General features: G+C 69.8%; 13 protein-coding genes and 1 pseudogene. 6 read left to right on the top strand and 8 right to left on the bottom strand.

The genetic code is table 11. From position 1 onward, the window contains the following. Positions 1 to 2: 2 nt before the first annotated feature. The 7 genes from MQP27_RS10305 to MQP27_RS10275 all read right to left on the bottom strand — a co-directional run bounded on the left by MQP27_RS10305 (position 3) and on the right by MQP27_RS10275 (position 10,809). Positions 3 to 2,897 (bottom strand): glycoside hydrolase family 2 TIM barrel-domain containing protein, encoded by a 2,895-nt coding sequence (locus MQP27_RS10305; protein WP_242764136.1) that lies wholly within the window; start codon positions 2,895 to 2,897, stop codon positions 3 to 5. A gap of 40 nt (positions 2,898 to 2,937) precedes the next feature. Continuing rightward, positions 2,938 to 3,816 (bottom strand): carbohydrate ABC transporter permease, encoded by an 879-nt coding sequence (locus tag MQP27_RS10300; protein ID WP_242764134.1) that lies wholly within the window; start codon positions 3,814 to 3,816, stop codon positions 2,938 to 2,940. Further along, entirely contained in the window at positions 3,813 to 4,778 is a 966-nt protein-coding gene (locus MQP27_RS10295) for a carbohydrate ABC transporter permease (protein ID WP_242764132.1), read from the bottom strand. Before MQP27_RS10295 ends, MQP27_RS10300 begins: the two co-directional genes overlap by 4 nt. 20 nt (positions 4,779 to 4,798) lie before the next feature. Further along, entirely contained in the window at positions 4,799 to 6,064 is a 1,266-nt protein-coding gene (locus MQP27_RS10290; RefSeq protein WP_242764130.1) for an ABC transporter substrate-binding protein, read from the bottom strand. Between the two features lie 239 nt (positions 6,065 to 6,303). After that, complete coding sequence (locus MQP27_RS10285; RefSeq protein ID WP_242764128.1) at positions 6,304 to 8,148, bottom strand: glycoside hydrolase; 1,845 nt, start codon at positions 8,146 to 8,148, stop codon at positions 6,304 to 6,306. Between the two features lie 37 nt (positions 8,149 to 8,185). Beyond that, positions 8,186 to 9,442, bottom strand: coding sequence for an ROK family transcriptional regulator (locus MQP27_RS10280; protein ID WP_242764126.1), 1,257 nt, complete (start codon positions 9,440 to 9,442; stop codon positions 8,186 to 8,188). A gap of 113 nt (positions 9,443 to 9,555) precedes the next feature. Beyond that, positions 9,556 to 10,809, bottom strand: coding sequence for an FAD-binding protein (locus tag MQP27_RS10275; protein WP_242764124.1), 1,254 nt, complete (start codon positions 10,807 to 10,809; stop codon positions 9,556 to 9,558). Positions 10,810 to 10,880: 71 nt separating this feature from the next. Here MQP27_RS10275 and MQP27_RS10270 point away from each other — a divergent pair. The 6 genes and pseudogenes from MQP27_RS10270 (at position 10,881) to MQP27_RS10245 (ending at position 16,955) form a co-directional block, all read left to right on the top strand. Beyond that, positions 10,881 to 11,791: pseudogene (locus tag MQP27_RS10270) on the top strand (hydroxyacid dehydrogenase). A gap of 43 nt (positions 11,792 to 11,834) precedes the next feature. Then, a complete protein-coding gene (locus MQP27_RS10265) occupies positions 11,835 to 12,509 on the top strand; it encodes a pyridoxamine 5'-phosphate oxidase family protein (protein WP_242764122.1) in 675 nt (224 codons plus the stop codon). Positions 12,510 to 12,567: 58 nt separating this feature from the next. Continuing rightward, a complete protein-coding gene (locus tag MQP27_RS10260) occupies positions 12,568 to 13,905 on the top strand; it encodes a radical SAM protein (protein ID WP_242764120.1) in 1,338 nt (445 codons plus the stop codon). 63 nt (positions 13,906 to 13,968) lie between these two features. Continuing rightward, a complete protein-coding gene (locus MQP27_RS10255) occupies positions 13,969 to 14,535 on the top strand; it encodes an RNA polymerase sigma factor (RefSeq protein ID WP_242764118.1) in 567 nt (188 codons plus the stop codon). Continuing rightward, positions 14,532 to 15,299, top strand: coding sequence for a hypothetical protein (locus MQP27_RS10250; RefSeq protein ID WP_242764116.1), 768 nt, complete (start codon positions 14,532 to 14,534; stop codon positions 15,297 to 15,299). The genes MQP27_RS10255 and MQP27_RS10250 overlap by 4 nt, the downstream gene beginning before the upstream one ends. 168 nt (positions 15,300 to 15,467) lie before the next feature. Continuing rightward, positions 15,468 to 16,955, top strand: coding sequence for a cellulose-binding domain-containing protein (locus MQP27_RS10245; RefSeq protein ID WP_242764114.1), 1,488 nt, complete (start codon positions 15,468 to 15,470; stop codon positions 16,953 to 16,955). 15 nt (positions 16,956 to 16,970) lie between these two features. Here the strand turns inward: MQP27_RS10245 and MQP27_RS51355 are convergent, their stop codons facing one another. Then, positions 16,971 to 20,549 carry a CHAT domain-containing protein gene (locus MQP27_RS51355; protein ID WP_242764112.1) on the bottom strand — a complete coding sequence of 1,193 codons (3,579 nt, stop codon included), beginning with the start codon at positions 20,547 to 20,549 and terminating at the stop codon, positions 16,971 to 16,973. Positions 20,550 to 20,570 lie beyond the last annotated feature (21 nt).

Here is a 20,570-nt window from a genome sequence, read left to right as displayed (position 1 = left end):
ACTCAACTGACGTCCACGATTTCCGAGTTTTCCGGGATTTCCGAGAACACGAAGGAGAACTCGGCGGGCCCGGCGTGCAGTTGGTACGGCGGGAGCACGCCCGGGCCGCAGGATCCGGTGCCGATGCCGTGCAGCGCGTGGTCGAGGTTCACCCACACCGTCTCGCCCGGTGTCAGGTCGGTGAGGTGGGTGGCGGCGTCGAGCTGCTCGGTCGTCCAGCGCCGGGCGGTCAGGAAGAACTCCGGGTCGCCCTCGATGCGCAGCCCGCCGAGCTCGGCCCAGCGGACGTCCGCGCGGGCGCCGTTCTCCTGCGGACGGAGGTACGGCGTCTGGAGGCCGTCCACCGTCGACTCCCAACGGCCCACCCTGGAGGCCGCCTTGGTGTCGGGGTAGCCCTCGCCGGGACCGCCGCCGTACCACTTCACGGCGTCGGCGCGGGTGAGCCCGAACCGCACGCCGAGGCGCGGCAGCGGCACCGGCCACTCGCCCTCCGGGCCCACGGACACGGTCAGCCTGAGCCGGCTGCCGTCCGAGGTCCAGCGGTACACCGTGGCGAGACCGAACTCCCAGGCGGCCGGGGCGACCCGGGTCCGCACGGTCAGCGCGTCGTCGTCGAGTTCCACCGAGGCCAGCCGGTGCCGCATGCGGTGCAGCCCGTACTTGCGCCACTGCTCGGCGCAGCGGACGCCGGTCAGCCACTCGGCGCCCTCGTCGTTGTCGGTGGTCGCCCGCCACACGTCCAGGCGCAGCCCGCTCACCTCGACGCCGCCGATCGTCTTCAGTGCCCCGGTACGGGCGTCGAAGGAGGCCGGACCGAGCGTGATCACGCCGTCGCCCGCCACGGGCCCGTCGGTCGCGGCGACGGACGGCAACGACCTTGCCGCAACCGGCACTTCACCCCACGCGACCTCGTGGCCCTGCGGCGCCCAGTCGGTGTCGGCCGCGAGTAGCGCCCGTACCGTCCACTGCGTCTCCGCACCGGCCGGCGACTGAGCGGGCGGCTCGGGCAGCTTCACGTCCGCCGACTCGCCCGGCGCGAGCGCGGGCACGGACAGGGAGCCCGACTCGACGCTCTCGCCGTCCACTTGGTAGGACCACTCGAAGGCGAATGCGGACAGACCGGCGAAGTCCTGCTTGTTGGTGACCCGCACGGTGCCGTCGGCGCCCTCGAAGGAGACCGGCTCGATGACCTTCTTGAACTCCAGCAGGCCCGGTGACGGGGTCCGGTCCGGGAAGATCAGGCCGTCGCAGACGAAGTTCCCGTCGTGCAGCTCCTCGCCGAAGTCGCCGCCGTAGGCATAGCCCAGCTCGGGGTGGGTGACGCCGTGGTCGATCCACTCCCAGATGAAGCCGCCCTGCAGCCGCTCGTACTTCTCGAACAGCTCCTGGTAGTCGGCGATGCCGCCCGGGCCGTTGCCCATCGCGTGCCCGTACTCGCAGAGGATGAAGGGGAGTTCACGCCGCTTGTGGGTGCCCCCGTCCAGCTCCTTGCCGATCTGCTCGACCTCGCCGTGATTGGCGTACATCCGCGAATAGACGTCCGTGTCACGGCAGTTCCAGTCGCCCTCGTAGTGCACGAGGCGCGAGGAGTCGCGGCCGTGGATCCACTCGGCCATCGCGGTCAGCCCGCGGCCGGTGCCGGCCTCGTTGCCCAGCGACCAGACGACCACCGACGGGTGGTTCTTGTCCCGCTCGACCATGCGCGCGGCGCGGTCGAGAAGGGCCGGGGTCCAGCGGTCGTCGTCGACGGGGTTGTCCCGCCAGGCCTGCTCGGTGAAACCGTGGGTCTCCAGGTCGCACTCGTCGATGACCCACAGCCCGTACTCGTCGCACAGGTCGAGGAAGGCCGGGTGCGGCGGGTAGTGCGAGGTGCGCACGGCGTTGAGGTTGTGCCGCTTCATCAGCAGCACGTCCTCGCGCATGGTCTCCAGGTCGAGGGCGCGGCCCTTCTCCGGGTGCCATTCGTGGCGGTTGACGCCCTTGAAGAGCAGTGGCTTCCCGTTGACCTTGATGAGCCCGTCCTCGAGTACGACGGTCCGGAAACCGATGCGCAACGGCACCCGCTCGCCCTCGGTGACCAGGACACCGTCGTACAGCTTCGGAGTCTCGGCGGTCCACGGATCGACGCGTACCGTAACCGTTTCCCCGGTCTCGACATCGATGTCCAGGGCGGGCACGGACACCCGCCCGTCGACGTCGGAGTCGACGCGCAGGGTGCCCTCGCCCGTGCGGTGGTCGTAGGAGGCGTGCACGAAGAAGTCGAGCGCGCTGCCGGCCGGCCGGTGCAGCAGGGTCACGTCACGGAAGATGCCCGGGAGCCACCACTGGTCCTGGTCCTCCAGGTAGGAGCCGGCGGACCACTGGTGCACCCGGACGGCGAGGACGTTGCCGGCCGGCTTCAGCAGGTGCCCGACCGCGAACTCGTGCGGCAGGCGGGAGCCCTTGAACTCGCCGATGTCCGTGCCGTTGAGCCAGACGCGGGCGCAGGACTCGACGCCGTCGAAGCGGATGACGGCGCCGCCGTCCGAGGGCCAGTCCTCGGGCAGGTCGAAGACGCGGATGTGGTCGCCGGTCGGGTTCTCCGTCGGGACGTGCGGCGGGTCGACCGGGAAGGGGTAGAGGTGGTTGGTGTAGATGGGCAGGCCGAACGCGCCCTCGCCCTGGAGGACCCAGTGGCCGGGGACCGTGACCTCGGCCCAGTTCCCGGCGTCGAAGCCCGGCTCGGCGAACGAGTCGTCCTCGGCGTCGGCGGTCGGCGACACGCGCAGTCGCCAGCTGCCGTTGAGTGAGAGTGACGTGGCGTCGGAGGCCGCGTACCAGGCGCGGGGCGGGAGGGCCCCGCTGCCGGGCGATACGTCCTCGACGTAGTCGATGGCCGTGGTCGTGCGGAAAGACATCGGTCTCCAGGTCGTGAGTGGCAGGCCTACGGGAAGGGCGTCAGCCCTTGATGCCAGTCTGCGCGATTCCCTGCACCAGCCAGCGCTGGAGGAAGAGGAACACGAAGACCAGGGGGAGGATGGAGATGGCGGTGGCCATGAAGATCTGGTGGAAGACGACGGTCTGGTTGGTCATGTACGAAGAGAGCGCGACCTGCACGGTCCACGAGCTCGGGTCCTGGCCGATGACCAACGGCCACAGGAAGGAGTTCCAGCCGTTGAGGAACGTGATGGTCGCCATCGCGGCGAAGAAGTTCAGAGAGTTCGGCACCACGACACGCCAGTACGCACCCCAGTAGCCGAGCCCGTCCACGCGCGCCGCCTCCTCCAGTTCCTTCGGGAACCCCAGGAAGTACTGCCGGAACAGGAAGCAGGTGAAACCACTGAAGAGGGCCGGAATGATGAGCCCGCGGTAGGTGTCCACCCAGCCGAGCGACGAGACCAGCACGAAGCTGGGCACGAAGGTGACGGCGGTCGGGACCATCAGGGTGCCCAGCACGAGGTAGAAGATCTTGTTGGCGTGCTTGTACGGGATGCGGGCCAGGCCGTAGCCGGCCAGGGAGCAGATGAACAGGATGCCGACGGTGTGCAGAACGGCGACGACTGTGGAGTTCCACAGCGACCGGGCGAAGTCCACCGACGGATCGTTGAACACGTCCGTGATGTTGCTCCACTGGATGTCGGTGGGGAACAGCTCCCAGTTCTCTCCGGTGATCTTGGCGTCGGTGGAGAGGGCGTTGCGCACCAGGATGTAGAACGGCACGAGGAAGAGGAGGGCGGCCACACCGGTGGCGATGTAGAGACCGGTGTTGCCCATCACTCCGCCGCGCTTGGCGCGACGGGGCTTGGTCTTGCGGATGCCGGGCGTGGTGGTGGTCACTTGGACTCGTCCCCCCTTCCGAAGCCCATGATCTTGCCCTGGAACAGGGTGACGATGACGATGAGCAGGGTCAGGATGACCGCGCCCGCGCTGCCGGCGCCGTAGTCCTGTTCCGTGCCGAGGGCCTTGTAGTAGAGCTCGACGAGAGGCGGTCGCCCCCATGTCGTCTTGGCCAGCAGGTTGAAGAACTCGTCGAAGGCCTGATACGCGGCGATGATCAGAAGCAGGATCACCGCGGTCGAGGTGGCCCGCAGCTGCGGCAGGGTGATGTACCGGAACGTCTGCCAGCCCGGCTTGGCACCGTCGATGGCGGCGGCCTCGTACAGCTCGGCGGGGATGTTCTGCAGTGCCGCCAGGAAAAGGATCATGTAGAAGCCGGACTGGATCCAGATGCGCAGCGTCACGATGACGAACCAGTACCAGGGCGGACTGGGGTCGGCGAGCCAGGCGATGTTGTCGACGCCGAACCAACCGATGACCGTGTTCATCAGGCCGAAGCGGACTCCGCTGAAGATGGACATCTTCCAGATCAGTGCCGCGGCGACATAGGACACGGCGGTCGGCAGGAAGAAGACCGACCGGAAGAACGCCCGCATGAAGCGCAGCCGGTTCACCAGCAGGGCGAGGCCCAGCGAGGTCGCCCAGGTGGTGGGCACGATGAACGCGGCGAAGACGGTGAAGGTGCCGAGCGAACCGATGAAGTCGTCGTTCGTCAGCATGTACTTGTAGTTGTCGAAGCCGATGAACTTGTCCGGCGTGACGGTGAAGCGGGCGTCGAAGAAGCTGAGCCAGATGCTCCAGCCGATGGGAACGTAGACGAAGATCATCAGCCCGATGAGGAACGGGCCGGTGAAGAGCCAGAAGTTGAAGGTGCTGTTGCCCCGCAGACCCCGCCGCGGCTTGGCCGAGGAGGCCTTGGCCGGGGCGGGGCTCGCGAGGTCGCGCGTCGTGGTCGTCGACATGTCCAGGTCCGTCCGGGGGCCTATCCGAAGAGCTTCTTGAGCTCGCGGTTGACCGCCTTGTCGGCCTTGTCGAGCGCCGCCTCCGGGTCACCGCCCTTGCGGACGGAGTCGGCGAAGACGTCCTCCAGCGCGGTGATCATCGCCTGCGTCCAGCCGATGTTGTCGAAGTGGCCGAACTCGTTGAAGAGCTTGACGCCCTCGGCCGGCAGACCCGACTTGAGCTTGGTGGCGGACGCGGCGATCGAGGCCCGGGGCGGGATGTGGAAGCCGTACGAAGTCGCCCAGTCCTCCTGGTACTTCTTCTGGTCGATCCACAACCACTTCACGTACTCCTTGGCTGCGTCGACATTGCTGCCCTTGGCGTTGACGAACATCGACCAGCCGCCGTTGTAGACCGACTGCTTGCCGGAGTCGATGGTCTTCGGGAAGGGGAAGATGCCGATGTCGTCGCCGAGCGCCTTCTGGAACTGGGGCATCGCCCACATGCCGCAGAACTGGATGGCACACAGTCCCTGACTGAGCGAAGAGGGGTCCCAGTAGTCGGTGGGGGCGTCCAGCAGAAGGTCGCCGCTGGTGAACAGCTTGCGCATCTTCTTGATGCCCTCGACGACGCCGGGCGTGTGGTAGGCGATCTCGTTCTTGTCGTTGAGAGTGTCGGCGCCCGCGGACCAGATCATCGGGTTGATGACCGCGTGCAGGTCGTTGCCGATGTACAGGCCCTTGACCTTCCCGGTGGTCAGCTTGGCGGCAGCCTCGATCAGCTCGTCCAGGGTCTCCGGGACCTTGACGCCGGCCTTCTCCAGGAGTGAGGGCCGGTAGAAGAAGAACTGCGGGTCGTCGATCATCCGGACGCCGTATATCTTCCCGTCGACCGTGTGCGACTTGATGTCGGCCGGGTTGAAGTCGCTCTTGACCGGGTCGATGAGGTCGCTCAGGTCCGCCACCTGCCCGCTCTTGACCAACTGGATCTGCGGGTGGAACTCGAACAGGTCCGGTGCGCTCTTGGTCAGCAGCGTCGCGAACAGCTTGCTCTCGTAGTCGCTGCTGGTGATCCACTGCGTGGTGACGTTCGCGTCCTTGTACGCGGCGGCGTAGCGCTTGATCGCCTGCTCGGTTCCGGCCTCGCCGTATGCGTGGAACATCTGGGTGAGCTGCTTGCCCGAACCGGACCCGCCCCCCCGCCCGTTGTTGCTCCCACACGCCGCCAGCGTGCCCGCGGCGGCCATGCCCGCGGCCGCCCGGAAGAGCGATCGGCGGGAGAAGTTGCTGTTGCTCAATGCCGACATGCTGACGTCCTTGTCTCGATTGCGGCTGCGGCTCCACGGCTTCAGCGCTACGTGGCTCGAATTGCTCTGCGGTGCGGGACGTTAACCTTCGGCTAAGGCTTCGGCAAGGGGTTGGACGAAGTCTGTTCGAAGCGTTAAATCCGGTTCGGAATGACGAACAAAGGGGTGGGGCAAGGGAGTTGAGGGCCGCCGGGTCAGGGGTGCCGACGGCCCTCGGTCACAGGGGTGTTCCTACGGGGTCACTGCCTGGCCCACGCCTCGTTGGCGCCGCCGTTGCAGCTGTAGAGGATCACCTTGCTGCCGTCGGCGGTCGCCTGGCCGCTGACGTCGAGGCACTTGCCCGACGCCTCGCTGAGGATCTGCCCGTTGGCGTTCAGCAGCCACCGCTGCGAGGCGTCACCGGTGAAGTCGGCGGTCGTGGTCAGCCCTGAACTCCCGGCCGTGAGATAGCCGTTCACGCCCTTCAGGGCACCCTTGGCGTCGTACGACCAGGACTGCTCGTCGCCGCCGGTGCAGGTGCTGATCGCCGCGCCGGAGGCGCCCGCGGTGAGGCACTTGCCGGACTGCTTCCCGGCCAGCGCGCCCGTGACCGCCGTACTCCCGTGGCCCTTCTGGTCGAAGACGTACGTCGTCACGGAGCGGGCCGCGAGGGTCGCCGTGGCCGTCCCGCCGCTCACCGACGGCTTGGCGACGCGCGCCCAGTCCTCGGTGGCCGAGGTCCGGACGGCCTGCGTGGCCCGTACCGGTGTCTTGCTGTTGAAGTGCAGACTCAGCGGGGTGTCCGTGGAGTTGTGGTTGTTGACCACTACCACCCACGTGCCGTCCTTGTCGTACGAGGACACCTCGACGCCGTCCGGCGCGCCCGTCACGTCGTGCGCGACCGAGCCCGGCCGGACGAACCTGCTGTACTGGCCGAGCGCGTAGTACCGCTTGGTGAAGTACAGCGCCTGGTTGCCGTTCGTCGCGTAGTCGGGGTCGTAGTAGATCAGGCCGTCGTTCCAGCCGGTGTCGTTCCTCGCGTACGGGTCGGTGCCGTAGCCGCTCGCGAGCGCCACCCACCACTGGAACGCCGAGTCGTGGGCGCTCGCGAAGTCCTTGTAGATGATCCTCGACATCAGCAGGGCGTTGTCGATGGTCGGGTCGTACTCCTGGTTCCAGCCGGTCGAGCCCTTGCCGAAGCAGCAGATCTCGGTGGCCCAGGACTTCTGGCCGACGGTCCTCGACGTCTCGTAGACATTGGCGAGTTGGCCGTCGTTCGGGTTGTTGTACGTGTGGTGCGCCAGGGCCGAGACGTACTGCTGGGTGTCCGGCTGCGAGATCCACTGCGGGAGTTCGGAGACGAACTGGGTGGTCTGGCTCGACTCGTCGGCGATGATCGACGTCTTCTGCTTGCGGGCCCGCTGCTCGACTCCCAACGCCCGCACGATGTCGTCGCGTTGGTCGACCGTGACCTTCATGCCCTCCTGGCCGCACGAACCGAAGTCGTTGTCCGGCTCGTTGAAGGGGCTGATGTAGTCCAGCTGCACGCCCTGGCGCGCGAAGTGGTCGGTGACGTCGGCGACGTATTTCGCGTAGTCGCCCTCGTTCTCCGGCTTCAACTGGCCGCCGCAGGACTGCCCGTTGGTCGTCCACTGCGCAGGCGCGCTGTTGACGAAGCCGATCAGGTCCTTGACGCCGTAGCGGGCCGCGGCCTTGAGGAAGGTCTGCCCGCCCTTGTCCGCGCTCCAGTCGTACGAGCCGTCGGGCCTCAGGAAGTCCTCGGCGGCGCGGGCGGGGGTGGTGACCGCGGCGCCGCCACCGCCGATGTTGTAGCGGTAGGAGCTGAGCGCCAACCCCTGCTTGGAGAAGAGCAGTCGAGCCACCCGGGCCTGGACCTCGGGCTTGAAGTACTGCAGGTCGTTGACCCACCAGGCGCCGGACGCGCCGATGTCGTCGATGGTCTGCGCGGCGTGCGGGGAGACCTCGGCCGCCGTGGGGGTGGCGGCCGAGGCGGTCGGGGCGGATATCAGGGGCCCTGTGACGGCCAGCGCGGCTGCGGCCCTCAGCAGGAGGGATCTGCTGCGGTGGGGGTGAGGCACGTGCATCCCTTCCGTCGTCGTGAAGGTGGTGCGGTACGGCTCCTTATGAGGGTGGTGCGGTACGGCCGGCCCTCGCGGGGGCGGCGCGTTTCGCGGACGGTGCCTTCCTCTGCCCCACCGACTGAAGCGCGCCCTCCAGCGCGAACGTCGCCGCGCCCAGGCACGCCGGGTCGGTGGGGATGGGGGAGAGGACGATCCGGGTGGCGGCCATCGGCCGCGGCAGCGCGTGCCGTCCGACGGCCTCGCGCACCTCGTGCAGCAGCGGCTCACCCAGACTGCGGGCGACCCAGCTGCTGAGCACGACGATCTCTGGGTTGAGGACGTTGACCAGGTTGGCGATGCCGGCGCCGACGTAACGGGCCGTCTCCCGCACGACCTTGACGGCCACGGGGTCGCCCGCACTCACGCCACGGGCCAGCGCGTCGATGGTCGCGGTCTGGTCCTCGGGGTGGAGCAGCGGGCTCTGCGGGCTCAACTCCCGCAGATTCAGCATGATTCCGGGCGCGCCGACATACGCCTCCACGCAGCCGTGGTTGCCGCAGCGGCACAGCCGTCCGTCCAGGACGAGCGTCGTGTGCCCCCACTCGCCGGCGCTGTTGCTCACGCCTCTGTACAGTCCGCCGCCGAGCGCGAGCCCGGCGCCGACACCGGTGCCGAGGTTGACCACGACCGCGTCCCCGCGCCCGCGCGCCGCCCCGAACCACATCTCGGCGACCGCTCCGGCGCGCAGCGGGTTGTCCAGGTAGAGGGGGTAGGCGATGACCTCGGAGAGCAGGTCGAGCAGGGGCACGTCGTGCCAGTCCCAGTTGGGCGCGTACTCCGAGATGCCGGTGTCGCGGTTCACCTGACCCGGCACGCTCACCCCGACGCCCAGCACCCGCGCGCCCTCGATCCCGGCCTGCGCGACCACGGAGCCCACGGCGGCGGCCACATGGCTGACCACCTGCTCGGGCAGGCTCTCGCCGGGGCGCATGTCCTCGTCGGCGCGGGCGAGCACGTTCAGCGCGAGGTCGAACAGCTCGACATGGACGTACGTCTCCGCGATGTCGACGCCGATCAACGCGCCCCCCGACGCGTTGACGGCCACGAGACCCCGCGGACGGCCGCCCGCCGAGTCCTCGAAGCCGACCTCCGTGATCATCCGCAGGTCGAGCAGCTCGCCGACGAGGGTGGCGACCGTGGCGAGGCTGAGCCCGGTGGCGGCCGCCAGCTCCTGCCGGGAGGTGGGAGACTCGGCGATGATCTGGCGCAGCACCTCGTAGCGGTTCGCGGTGCGGATGTCACGTGAGGTGCGCTTCACCGGGCCCGTCCCTTCAGCTCTCAGGCCGACCGGGCACGTCGGCACCGGCGCGGCGTAAGGCTATGGGCTCCCGGGGACTTTCGACAAGGGGTTAGGAAAGGGGCTTTATAAAGTCAGGCGTCCAGCACGTCCCGCACGAAGGCGTTGGCGAACTTCCGCTGTGGATCAAGCGACCCGGCCAGCGTACGGAAGTCGTCGAGCCGTGGGTAGCGGCCACGGACGACCGGCGCCGGCACCGTGTACACCTTGCCCCAGTGCGGCCGCGGCTCGAACCCGTCCAGCGCCTCCTCCACCTGCCGCACCACCGGCAGCACGGACGCCGTGTCGGCGATCCAGGTGAAGTGCAGCGCCACGGAGTCCCGCCCGTGCGCCGGGCTGAGCCACTGCGGATCGGCGGCCACCGTGCGCACCTCGCAGGTCTGCAGCACCGGCGCGACGGTCCCCCGGATGCCGTCCAGCGCGGTCAGCGCGGCCACGGCGGCGGATCTCGGCAGCAGGTACTCCGACTGCAGCTCGTCCCCGCTGCTCGGCGTGAACTCCGCCCGGAAGTGCGGCAGCCGCTCGTGCCAGGGCCCGGGCACCCCGAACTGCTCGGTGCAGTTCTCGGCGGGCATCCCCGGCACCGGGTGCAGCTTCTCGGCCGCGGGCGCGGCCCACGGGAAGTCCGGCAGCGGCTGGTCCGTCCGCCGCTTGAGCCACACCTGCCGGAACCCCGGCTCCCGCCAGTCGGTGAACAGGCTCACGCTGTAGGCCGCCCCGGCGATCGTCTCGTACCCCGCCAAGTCCAGTCCTTCCAGGGGCAGTTCGGTGAACACGTGCTGCTCGACCTCGAAGGCCGGCTCCAGATCCAGACTCAGAGCCGTTACGACACCCAGGGCGCCCAGCGAGGTCACGGCACCGTCGAACCGGTCGTCGCCGCGCCTGATGACCACCGTCGACCCGTCGGCTGTGACGATTTCCACCTCGCGCACCGCCGACGCGAGCGGGCCGTTGGTGATGCCCGAGCCGTGGGTGCCGGTCGCCACCGAGCCGGCCACCGAAATGTGCGGCAGGGACGCCATGTTGGGCAGCGCGAGCCCGTGCGCGTGCACGACACGCGCCAGTTCCGCGTACCGGACGCCGCCCGAGACCCGTACCGTACGGGCCGTCGTGTCGACGTCGATCACCGGCGGCAGTCCGGCGATCGACAGCAGCACACCCTCCGGGCCCGGCTCGGCGATCTCGTTGAAGGAGTGCCCGCTGCCCAGCACCCGCACGGCCGCGCTGCCGGCCACCAGGCTGCTGAGCGCGTCGAGCGAGTGCGGGCGCTGGAGCTCCTTGGCGGTGTAGGTGATGTTGCCTGCCCAGTTGGTGACCGTGTCCGTCATCCCTGCCGTCCCTCCGCGGAGTGTGTGCGCATACTGCTGTCCCCATACTGCTGACCGGGAAGGCCACTTCGTTGCCCGAGCGTCCCCGGGCGCTGTTCGCCCTGACCGCCGAGAACCTTCCGCAGGTGTTCCCGCCGGAGGTGCTGGCGCGGCTGCGGGAGTCCGTGGACATCGACCCCGTCCTGGTGGCCGAGGATTTCACGACACCCGAGGCCAGGGAGATTCTCGCCCGCACCGAGATCCTGGTCACCGGCTGGGGCTGCCCCCGCCTGGACGCGGCCGCCCTCGACGCGGCGCCGGAGCTGCGCGCGGTGCTGCACTCGGCGGGCTCGGTCAAGGGCTTCGTCACGCCCGAGGTCTGGCGGCGCGGCATCGTGGTCTCCTCGGCCGCCGCCGCCAACGCGGTCCCGGTGGCCGAGTACACCCTCGCGATGATCCTGCTGGCCGGGAAGGACGTCCTCGGCGCCCGCGAACGCCTGCGCACCGGGCGGGCCCACCCCGGCTGGGGTGTCGTCCCCGGCATCGGCAACCACGGCCGCCGCGTCGGAGTGATCGGCGCCTCCCGCATCGGCCGGCGCGTCATCGAGCTGCTGGCCCCCTTCGACCTGCGCGTGAGCCTCACCGACCCGTACGTCTCCGAGTCCCGGGCGGCCGCACTCGGCGTACCGCTGCTGGCGCTGGACGAACTGCTGCGCACCTCGGACATCGTCACGGTCCACGCGCCCGAGACCCCCGAGACCCACCACCTCGTCGGCCGTCGGGAACTCGCCCTGATGCCCGACGGGGCGACCCTGATCAACACCGCGCGGACTCCCCCCTCTACGACCTCCCGAACGCCTTCGTCACCCCGCACCTGGCGGGCTCCCAGGGAAACGAACTCTCCCGCCTCGGCATGACGGTCGCGGAGGAGGCGGCGCGGCTGCTGAACGGCGGGCATCTCGCCCACCCCGTGGATCCGGCGGCGCTGGAGCGGGAGGCCTGAGCCGCGGAGTCAGTGACCCGCGGGGTCTGTAGCCTGCGGGTTCATGACCCCTGAACCCCTGCCCGCCACCCTCCCCGACACCGACCGCACGCGCCACCGCCGCCTCCGCGAACAGGGCAGCCTCGACCGGGCCGATCTGGACGCGATCCTCGACGCCGGGTTCGTCTGTCATCTGGGGGTCGTGGTCGAGGGGCGGCCGATGGTCGTGCCGACCGTCTACGGGCGGGACGAGCACCAGCTCTACCTGCACGGATCCGTCGCCAGCCGCAGCCTCGCCGGCGGTACGCCGGTCTGCGTCACCGTCACCCACGTCGACGGGCTCGTCCTCGCCCGCTCCGTCTTCGAGCACGGCGTCAACTACCGCAGCGCGATGATCCACGGCGAGGCCCGCAAGGTCACCGACCCCGAGGAGAAGCTGGCCGGGCTGCGCCGGCTCACCGAGCACGCGACGCCGGGGCAGTGGACGTACGCGCGCCGGCCCAGCCGCAAGGAACTCGCCGCCACCACTCTCCTCGCGCTCTCCCTCGAAGAGGCCTCGGTCAAGATCCGCACCGGCGCCCCCGACGACGGCGACGGACCCGACGCGGAACTGGGGCTCTGGGCCGGGACCCTGCCCCTGACCTCGGTGTGGGGCGCCCCGGTTCCGGACCCGGCGCTGCCCTCGGATGTCCCCGTACCGGGACACATCGCGCGCCGGGAGGGGACCCGGCACGGCTGATGTCAGAGCGAAGGCATACCGTGAGGAGTCGAAGCCTGAGCCGGGAGGAGAGATCGGGATGGGCAGCCGTACCGCGCTGGTCGAGGATCTGATGGAGCGGTTTCCGCAGGTACCGCGGGAAGCCGTCTTCAAAGAGGACCTGCTGCGAGGTGGCGTGGCCTTCGACCCGTCCGCCCTCAGCGACAACGAGAGCGGCGAGGTGAAGCCGAAGTCGTACTTCATCTTCTCCTTCGACCACGGCACCCTGCCGGAGCTGGGCGAGGCCGCGCTGCGCCGCCCGCCGGAGGAGATCATCCTCACCGGCGGCCCGTACGACCTGCGGCGTACGGTGGTGTCGGTGCGGGTGAACCCCGCCTCGCCCTACCGGGTGGCCGCCGACGACTCGGGCATGCTCGGCCTCTACCTCGACGGCAGGCGCATCGCCGACGTCGGGGTGCCGCCGATGCCGGAGTACTACCGGCACAAGCTCAGCAACGGGAAGTCCGTCATGGAGGTCGCCCCGACCATCCAGTGGGGCTACCTGATCTACCTGACCGTCTTCCGGGTGTGCCAGTACTTCGGCGCCAAGGAGGAGTGCCAGTACTGCGACATCAACCACAACTGGCGCCAGCACAAGGCGGCCGGGCGTCCGTACACGGGTGTGAAGGACGTCGAGGAGGTCCTCGAAGCCCTGGAGATCATCGACCGGTACGACACCCAGAAGGCCTCCACCGCCTACACGCTCACCGGCGGCGCGATCACCAAGACCGTCTCCGGCCGGGACGAGGCCGACTTCTACGGCCACTACGCCAAGGCCATCGAGGAGCGCTTCCCGGGCCGCTGGATCGGCAAGGTCGTCGCCCAGGCGCTGCCGCGGGACGACGTGCAGCGGTTCAAGGACTACGGCGTGCAGATCTACCACCCCAACTACGAGGTGTGGGACGAGTACCTGTTCAAGATGTACTGCCCGGGCAAGGAGCGGTACGTCGGCCGCGACGAGTGGCACAGGCGGATCCTCGACTCGGCCGAGGTCTTCGGCGCGCGCAACGTCATCCCCAACTTCGTGGCGGGCGTGGAGATGGCGGAGCCCTTCGGCTTCAAGACCGTCGACGAGGCCATCGCGTCCACCACCGAGGGCCTGCGCTTCTTCATGTCGCACGGCATCACGCCCCGCTTCACCACCTGGTGCCCCGAGCCCACCACCCCGCTCGGCAAGGCCAACCCGCAGGGCGCGCCGCTGGAGTACCACATCCGCCTCCTGCAGGCCTATCGCCAGACCATGGAGGACTTCGGCCTCTCCTCGCCCCCCGGCTACGGCGAGCCCGGACCCGGCCGCGCCGTCTTCTCCGTCAGCTCCTTCATGGACAGCCTCCCGGCGCAGGACACTCCGGCCGAGGAAGAGCCGAGCAGGGTGTAACTCCCGCCGTGCCGCCGGACATAGAGGGATGTCATCGCGGACGGCGGACGGAAGGGGGCGGGTGTGCCGGAGGACGGAACACCTGACGCGGAGCACAGATTACGGGCGCTCTACGCGGCGCACTACGGGCGGGTGCTGAACTTCGCCCGGCGCCGCGCGGCGGATCCGGATGCGGCGCAGGACGCGGCGGCCGAGACCTTCCTGGTCGCCTGGCGCCGTATCGACAAAGTGCCCCGGGAGGCGGAGGAGGCGCTGCCGTGGCTGTACGCCGTGGCGCGCAACATCCTCGCCAACCAGGCCCGCGGCGAGCGCCGCGGCGGCCGGCTGGCCGTACGCCTCGGGCGCACGGCGCCCGTGGCGGCCGCGGCACCCGACCATGCCGGGGGAGTGGTCGAGGCGCTGCACGTGCGGGCGGCGCTCGCCGCGCTCTCGCAGCGCGACCAGGAGACCCTGAGGCTCATCGGCTGGGACGGCCTCGACACGGCCGCCGCGGCCCGGGTCGTGGGGTGCTCGGCGCGCGCTTTCGCGGTACGGCTGCACCGCGCACGGCGGCGACTGGAACGGGAGTTGGCCCGGCGGGAGGAGCCGGCCGAACCGCAGCTGGCCGGAGCGAAGGGGGAACGGTCATGAGAGGGCGAGGGGACACCGCACAGACCGAGGAGCGGGTACGGCTGCTGCTGGGCCCGGCGGACCCGGTGGCCGGCGAGGCCGCCCCGGACGCGGCGGTGCTGGAGCGGATCCTGGCCGAGGACCCGCGGGCGCGCAGGGGACGCCCGCGTTCCCACCGGCCATCGCGCCGGCGCTGGGTGATCGGCGTCGCCGTCATCGGCGTCCTGGGCGTCGGCGGACTGGCCGCGCAGGCCACCGGGGTCATCCCGGGCGACGTGGACTGGGGGCTCAACAGGGCTGGGCACGGCGCCGGTTCGGAGGGGATGGCGCCGGACTCCGACAAGGCCGAGATGCTCTTCTCCGGGACCGCGCCGGACGGCACGGCCATCCAGTACTGGGAGGCACCCAACCCCTCGGGGGGCCTGTGCCACTACATGCGGGTGCTGGCGCCGGACGGGAAACCGGCGCGGTCCGGCGGCTGGTCGGAGTGCATCCGGGGCGGCGAGACCTTCGACGGAATGGGCGCGCTGTGGTCCGCGGTGGACACGAACGCCCTGTCCGACTGGGTGGCCGTCTACGGCCGGGTGCCCCAGGGCGCCGTCGCGGCCCGGGTCGTCTGGGCCGGCGGCCGGACCGAGGGGCCGATGAATGTCGGCCGGGATCGATACTTCGTGGCGTTCCTTCCGTATAACTCTCGGAGCAACGAGGAGTGGATGCGGGAGTACAGGACCGAGGCCCTCGACGCGCACGGGCGGGTCGTGGCGGTCGTGCACTCCGACCGGTAGGACGGCGGCCACCGGCGGTCGCCGTCGCGCGACCGCCGGTAACCGAATTTGAATAGGGCGCTTGTCAGTTGTGCGAAAACCGTGAAAGGCTCGGGCCCTGCCGCGAGGTTCCCCACAACTCCGTTGCCAATAAGGCGAGTTGACCTCGTATCTGGATGCAGGAGACCCATGCCCGACCTGCCGACCCCGAAGGACGCCGCCGAGGCCGCGCTGTTCTCCGAGTGCTGGGACGCGGTGCTTTCCTACGCCGACCTGTGCACCGCCGGCGCCTCGGCGGCCACCCAGCTTGCCACGGAGGCGTTCGCACTCGGCATACGCGAGGCCCGCGCCGCCGAGACCGGCAACGCCCGGAGCACCGGCCGCCGCTCGCCCCGGCTCCCCATGATCCCTCTGCTGCTGACCGCCGTACGCGCCACGGCGGCGGCCTGGGAGACCGCGGGACAGGGGCACGACCTCGACCCCGATCTGCGGCTGTGGCTCCACTCCGAGAAGGCCGCACGCTACACCGGACCGCCGTTGCAGCGCCCGCTCGCGCTGCGCGCCCTGCGCGATCTGCAGGAGGCGGACGCCACGCTGCTGTGGCTCGCCGAGGTGGAGGCGCTGCCGCCGTCCGTCGTCGCCCGCAAGCTCGGGCTCGACCCGGCCGACCTCGGCGAGGAACTCGCCCAGGTGCGCGGCCTGTTCCGGGACCGCAGCCATCGCGCCCACCTCGACACGCCGATGGCCGCGCAGTGCCGCAGCTACGCCCGGCTGCTCGACGCGGTCACCCGCTCGCCCGCCGCCGACATCCCCGGCGACCTCTCGCGCCACCTCGCCACCTGCGTGGACTGCGCCGAGGCCGCCGCCTGTCTGCGCCCGCACGGCGGCGGACTGCCCGCGGCTCTGGCCGGCGGCGTGATCGGCTGGGGCGGCCTCGCCTACCTGGAGCGCCGCCGCCGGGCCGCCGAGGTCCGCCTCGGCGTCGGACGCCCGGAACTGCCGGCGGGCGAGGGCGGTGACCCGAGGGCCGCCGGCAGTCGCGCCCGCGTCGTGCGCAACGGCCTCCTCGTCGCCGCCGTCCTGGTCTCGCTGCTCGCGCTGGCCGTGTCGATGATGCCGTTCGGCGGGGACGACGATGCGGTGGGCGGCGACAGCCCGACGGACAGCAGCCCCGTGGCGGCCCCCCGCCCGTCCGTCCCGGTCGCGTCGTCCATCGGCTCGTCCTCGTCCTCGGCGTCGGCGTCCCCGACCCCGTCCGCCACCGCCTCCCGCAGCGCCGACGAGAACCCCGACCCGGAACCCCAGGGCACCCACTCGTCCGCCACCAGTGCCACGCCGGCGCCCGACGACAGCGAACCCGCCGTCTGCACCTACTCGTACGACCTGGTCAGCCAGTGGCCGGACGGCTTCCAGGCGACGGTCTCCGTCACCCCCACCGACGCCGTCGACGGCTGGCACGTGGCGTGGTCCTTCAAGGACGGCCAGCAGGTGACCCAGATGTGGGACGCGAGCTTCACCCAGAACGGCTCCCGCGTCACCGCCACCGCCGCCGACTACAACAAGTCCGTCGCCGCCGACGCCACCCTCTCCTTCGGCTTCCTCGCCTCCTGGAAGGGCAAGAACTCCCCGCCGTACGACATCACCCTGAACGGCCGAAGCTGCACCGAGGCCGACTGACCTCCATGGCCGAAGTCAGGGGCCGACGTGCAGATACGCCGCCCAGCGCAGTGGATCCGTCGGGTCGAGTGCGCGCTGTGCAGCGACCGCGGAGTGCAGTGCGCGGGCGATACCGGCGGAGTTCGGTCGGGCGGCGCGGGTGAGCTCGGAATAGACCCGGGCAGCCATTTCCGCTGCCGTGCCGTCCTCGATGCTCCACAATGTGGCGACGACGTGCCGGTACCCGGCCAACTGAAGGGTCGACGCCAGATTCATGACCTCGTCCGGCAGATTGACCCCGCCGACAGCCGTCTCGCATGCCGACAGGTAGGCCAGCTCGGCATTCGGCAGGTCAAGCTCCAGCAACTCGGCGGCCGTGAGCCGGGCGTCATGGAGGGTGAAGGCGCTCTGCGCGGGATCCATGAGGTCCTGCCCGGCGTGACAGGCGAAGTGCGCCCAGGCGTTCTCGTGCAGCGCCTGCCGTACGGCCTCACGTGTCGCCTCGCTCCCGATCAGTTGCCTCACCGTGCCCGGCGGAAAGCGAGCACGCAGCGCCTCGAACTCCTTGTCCACCCCGGGTAAGGGGGGTCTGCCGGGCGTTTCCGGCATGCCGACCGCCAGGATGCCGCCGAAAACACCGTCGCTCACAACATTCTCCCGGGCGCGGCGAAGCGCTGTGAGCGTCGAGGTGTACGAGGGGACGACCCGGGCCGGTACGGAGCACGTCTCCGATCGCTCCGTGCCGGGTGCAGTGCGGTGCCGTGGATACCGGCCAGCGGCATGCAACGGCAGCAGCGTGAGAAGACCAGTCGGGCACCACCACAGGCGCGGCAGGGCTTCGTCACCGGCGCCGTCGAACCCGAGCCGGTCCAGCACCGGCTCGGCGATTCGCGCCCACAGCCAGTTCATGATGTCGAACACGGCGTGCCGATCGGCTTCCCGACGGAGGAAGGGGCGGTGTGGATCGCCGCGGGCGATCAGCACATTGAGAAATGTCTGTGCCTGTTCCCTGACATCGGCGTGGGAGACCTCGGGCAACTCGACAACCTCGACAGGTGTGGCGGCATCGCGTATCACCAGGGCGTGGCAGGCCATCTCACTCACGTTGACGACGACGACCGGCCCTTGCCCGGCCGCGTTGCTGAGGTCCCTATAGGGGATGGGCGCGAGGAAGTGCTCGAAGCCGTGCAGCTGACGAGCCTGTTCGACCAGGTCGTCCCATGAACGGCAGAGCGCGGCCCGCTCCTGGGCCAACCGCTCCCGCCCCAGCGGGGACAGCAGGCCCTCGCCGGGCAGTTCTGTCGGGTCGGAGGGAGTGACGGACCCCTGTGCGTCCAGTTGTTCCCGCACCCGCAGCAAGGAGGCGGCCAGCTCCGGGTCCCGCTCCGTGAGGTGGGAGAGGTCGGTGCGAATGTGCAGCAACTGGTTCTGGATGACCGTCCGTCCCTGTTCGAGGATCTCCACCGCGCGTTCAGGGTCGCCGGCCAAGATGTGGCACGTCGCGGCGATGGGGGCGAGTCCGGACCATTCGGCCAGGTGGGTCTCGCGGGCCAGCCTGGGCAGTCCGTGCCACGCCAGCTGGGGCAGCAACAGCGAGGCGCCGCCGAAGCCCTCGGCGGCCAGTGCGTGGTCGGCCAGTTCGACGGCGGCCGAACCCCAGGCGCTGAAGGCCTGGATGCGGTCCCCTGGAGTGCCGGTGGGCAGGTCGACGGCGTGCTGCCAGCACTGGATGGCTTCGCGCAGGTCGACAGGGTCTTTGCGGTCTTCGTAGCGGCGGTTCAGGCTGTATCCGAGCCGTCGCCAAACCCTAGGCAGAAAGACGTCGTCCGACGGCGCGGCGGACACGGCGTCGCGGGCCAGGGACACGGCACGGTCGACGTCCCCGGCGGAGGCGTGTGGGCTGGCGGTGAGCGCCTGAGCCAGACCGCCGACGAGGGTCGCGTAGGAAGGATGTGAGCGGGGCGTGACGGCCACCGCCCGTTCGGCGGCACGCATCGCCTCCGCCAGATCGTCGGGGGATTCGGTGTGCCGGAAGCGGCGGAGCAACTCGTGGCTGAGAGATGAAAGATAGCGGCCGTAGTCGGGATGGCTGTGCGGCACCGTCGCCGCCGCCTCCCGCTCCCACTTGATCACCTCGTCGAGGCCCGCAAGATCGAAGTCCTGTCGGAGCCGTGCGCCCAGCGCTCCGGCGAGATGCGCTATGGCCATGGCCCGATCCGTGCTGGGGGCGACATCCGGGAAGGACTCCACCGCTCTGGTCGCCAGGCGGATCGCCCGATCCAGGTCGGTCGCCTCGAAGGAGCGCTTGTACCGGAGCATGAAGGCCAGGCCAAGATTGGACAGGGCGAAAGCGTCTTCCCCTGTCGCGGGTACGGCTTCTGTCCCGAGCCGGATGGCCTCCTCCAGGTCATCGGGGGATCCCAGCCGTTCGTGGCGGACGCGCAACGAGACGGCGAGATTGATGAGCCGTCGCCCCCTGGCGTGTTCCGATCCGGCGGTCGCGGACGCGGCCTGGCGTTCGAGGACGATCGCCTGGTCCAGGTCCTCGAGGTCGCCGATGCGCTCATACCGGAAGTACAGAGCCGTCGCGAGTTCGGTCTGGATCTCGGGGAGCTGTGCCTCGGAGGCTGTGGACAGCAGTGACCGCAGCAGCTCTACAGGGGTGTCCAAATCGGACGGGTCACGCAGCCGGTCGTGCCGGGCGCGCAATCGCTTCGCCAGACCGACCGTGTGACGAAGCCGGTCGGGGTCGTCCGGGCGCGCTGCCGCCACCGCTTCTTGGGCATGTTCGACCGCCTCCTGAAGGTGGGTGAGGGAATCTGTGACCTCGTAGAGGTTGTGCAGGATCAACGCCAGCTGAGCGAGGCGACGCGCGCGTGCGTGGCTGTCGGCCGGTGTCGCACGCACCGCCTGCCTGCCCACCGACGCCGCACGCTCGAGATCGGACCGCTGTCCCGCGTGCTCGTGACGCATCGCCAGCAGGGTGGACAACAGCGTGAGACGACGGGACCACTCGGGATCCTCCTCGGCCGTGTACGCGATCGAGGCCTCTCGCAGCTCGATTGCCTCGTCCAGGTCCGCCTGGTTCTTCCCGAGGTCGAAGCGCATCATCAGGGCCATGGACAAGTGGGCCATGGGAAGGGCGAGTACGTCGTCAGCGGCCACCAACAAGCCCAGCTCACATCGGTAGTTGTGCACTGCCTCGTCCAGAACCCGTCTGTCCTTAGCCTGGTGATACTCCTCCATGAGCTGCTGAGCTCGGGCGCCAGCTTCCATCGCGGCCTTGTTGGCGGCGGTGACGGCTGCCGGAAACCCATGGGGTATGTCTTCCGGGCGCACCTGGGCTCGGAGCGTGAGGAGTCTCAACGCGGCGCCGAGGTCGGCGTATCCGTTCGTTCCCGCTCTGGCGCGATGCCGCGTGAAATGGAACTCGACGAGTGTGTCCAGAGCCTTCAGCGAGAGAACTGCTTCACCCGAAGAGCCCTTTTGGACCATGAGGGCGCGGAGTTCGCGTGCCTCGGTCGACGCCGTCGCCTCGAACAGCCCGGCCATGTCGCCCTGTTCGTTGAATTGCGCCACGCGATGCTTTAGCGCTGTGATGAGGAGGTCGCGCACCAAGCCACTTTACCGGCGCGT

Source organism: Streptomyces cylindrosporus (genome assembly GCF_022698165.1).
GTDB classification, from domain to species: domain Bacteria; phylum Actinomycetota; class Actinomycetes; order Streptomycetales; family Streptomycetaceae; genus Streptomyces; species Streptomyces cylindrosporus.
Note: the sequence above shows the minus strand (reverse complement) of the source record. Positions and strands in the feature narration are given on the sequence as shown.

Excerpts from the sequence above, each read along its gene's own strand:
- MQP27_RS10305 (WP_242764136.1), bottom strand. The coding sequence starts at position 2,897 with ATGTCTTTCCGCACGACCACGGCCATCGACTACGTCGAGGACGTATCG.
- MQP27_RS10295 (WP_242764132.1), bottom strand. The coding sequence starts at position 4,778 with ATGTCGACGACCACGACGCGCGACCTCGCGAGCCCCGCCCCGGCCAAG.
- MQP27_RS10290 (WP_242764130.1), bottom strand. The coding sequence starts at position 6,064 with ATGTCGGCATTGAGCAACAGCAACTTCTCCCGCCGATCGCTCTTCCGG.
- MQP27_RS10285 (WP_242764128.1), bottom strand. The coding sequence starts at position 8,148 with ATGCACGTGCCTCACCCCCACCGCAGCAGATCCCTCCTGCTGAGGGCC.
- MQP27_RS10275 (WP_242764124.1), bottom strand. The coding sequence starts at position 10,809 with ATGACGGACACGGTCACCAACTGGGCAGGCAACATCACCTACACCGCC.
- MQP27_RS10265 (WP_242764122.1), top strand. The coding sequence starts at position 11,835 with ATGACCCCTGAACCCCTGCCCGCCACCCTCCCCGACACCGACCGCACG.
- MQP27_RS10260 (WP_242764120.1), top strand. The coding sequence starts at position 12,568 with ATGGGCAGCCGTACCGCGCTGGTCGAGGATCTGATGGAGCGGTTTCCG.
- MQP27_RS10250 (WP_242764116.1), top strand. The coding sequence starts at position 14,532 with ATGAGAGGGCGAGGGGACACCGCACAGACCGAGGAGCGGGTACGGCTG.
- MQP27_RS10245 (WP_242764114.1), top strand. The coding sequence starts at position 15,468 with ATGCCCGACCTGCCGACCCCGAAGGACGCCGCCGAGGCCGCGCTGTTC.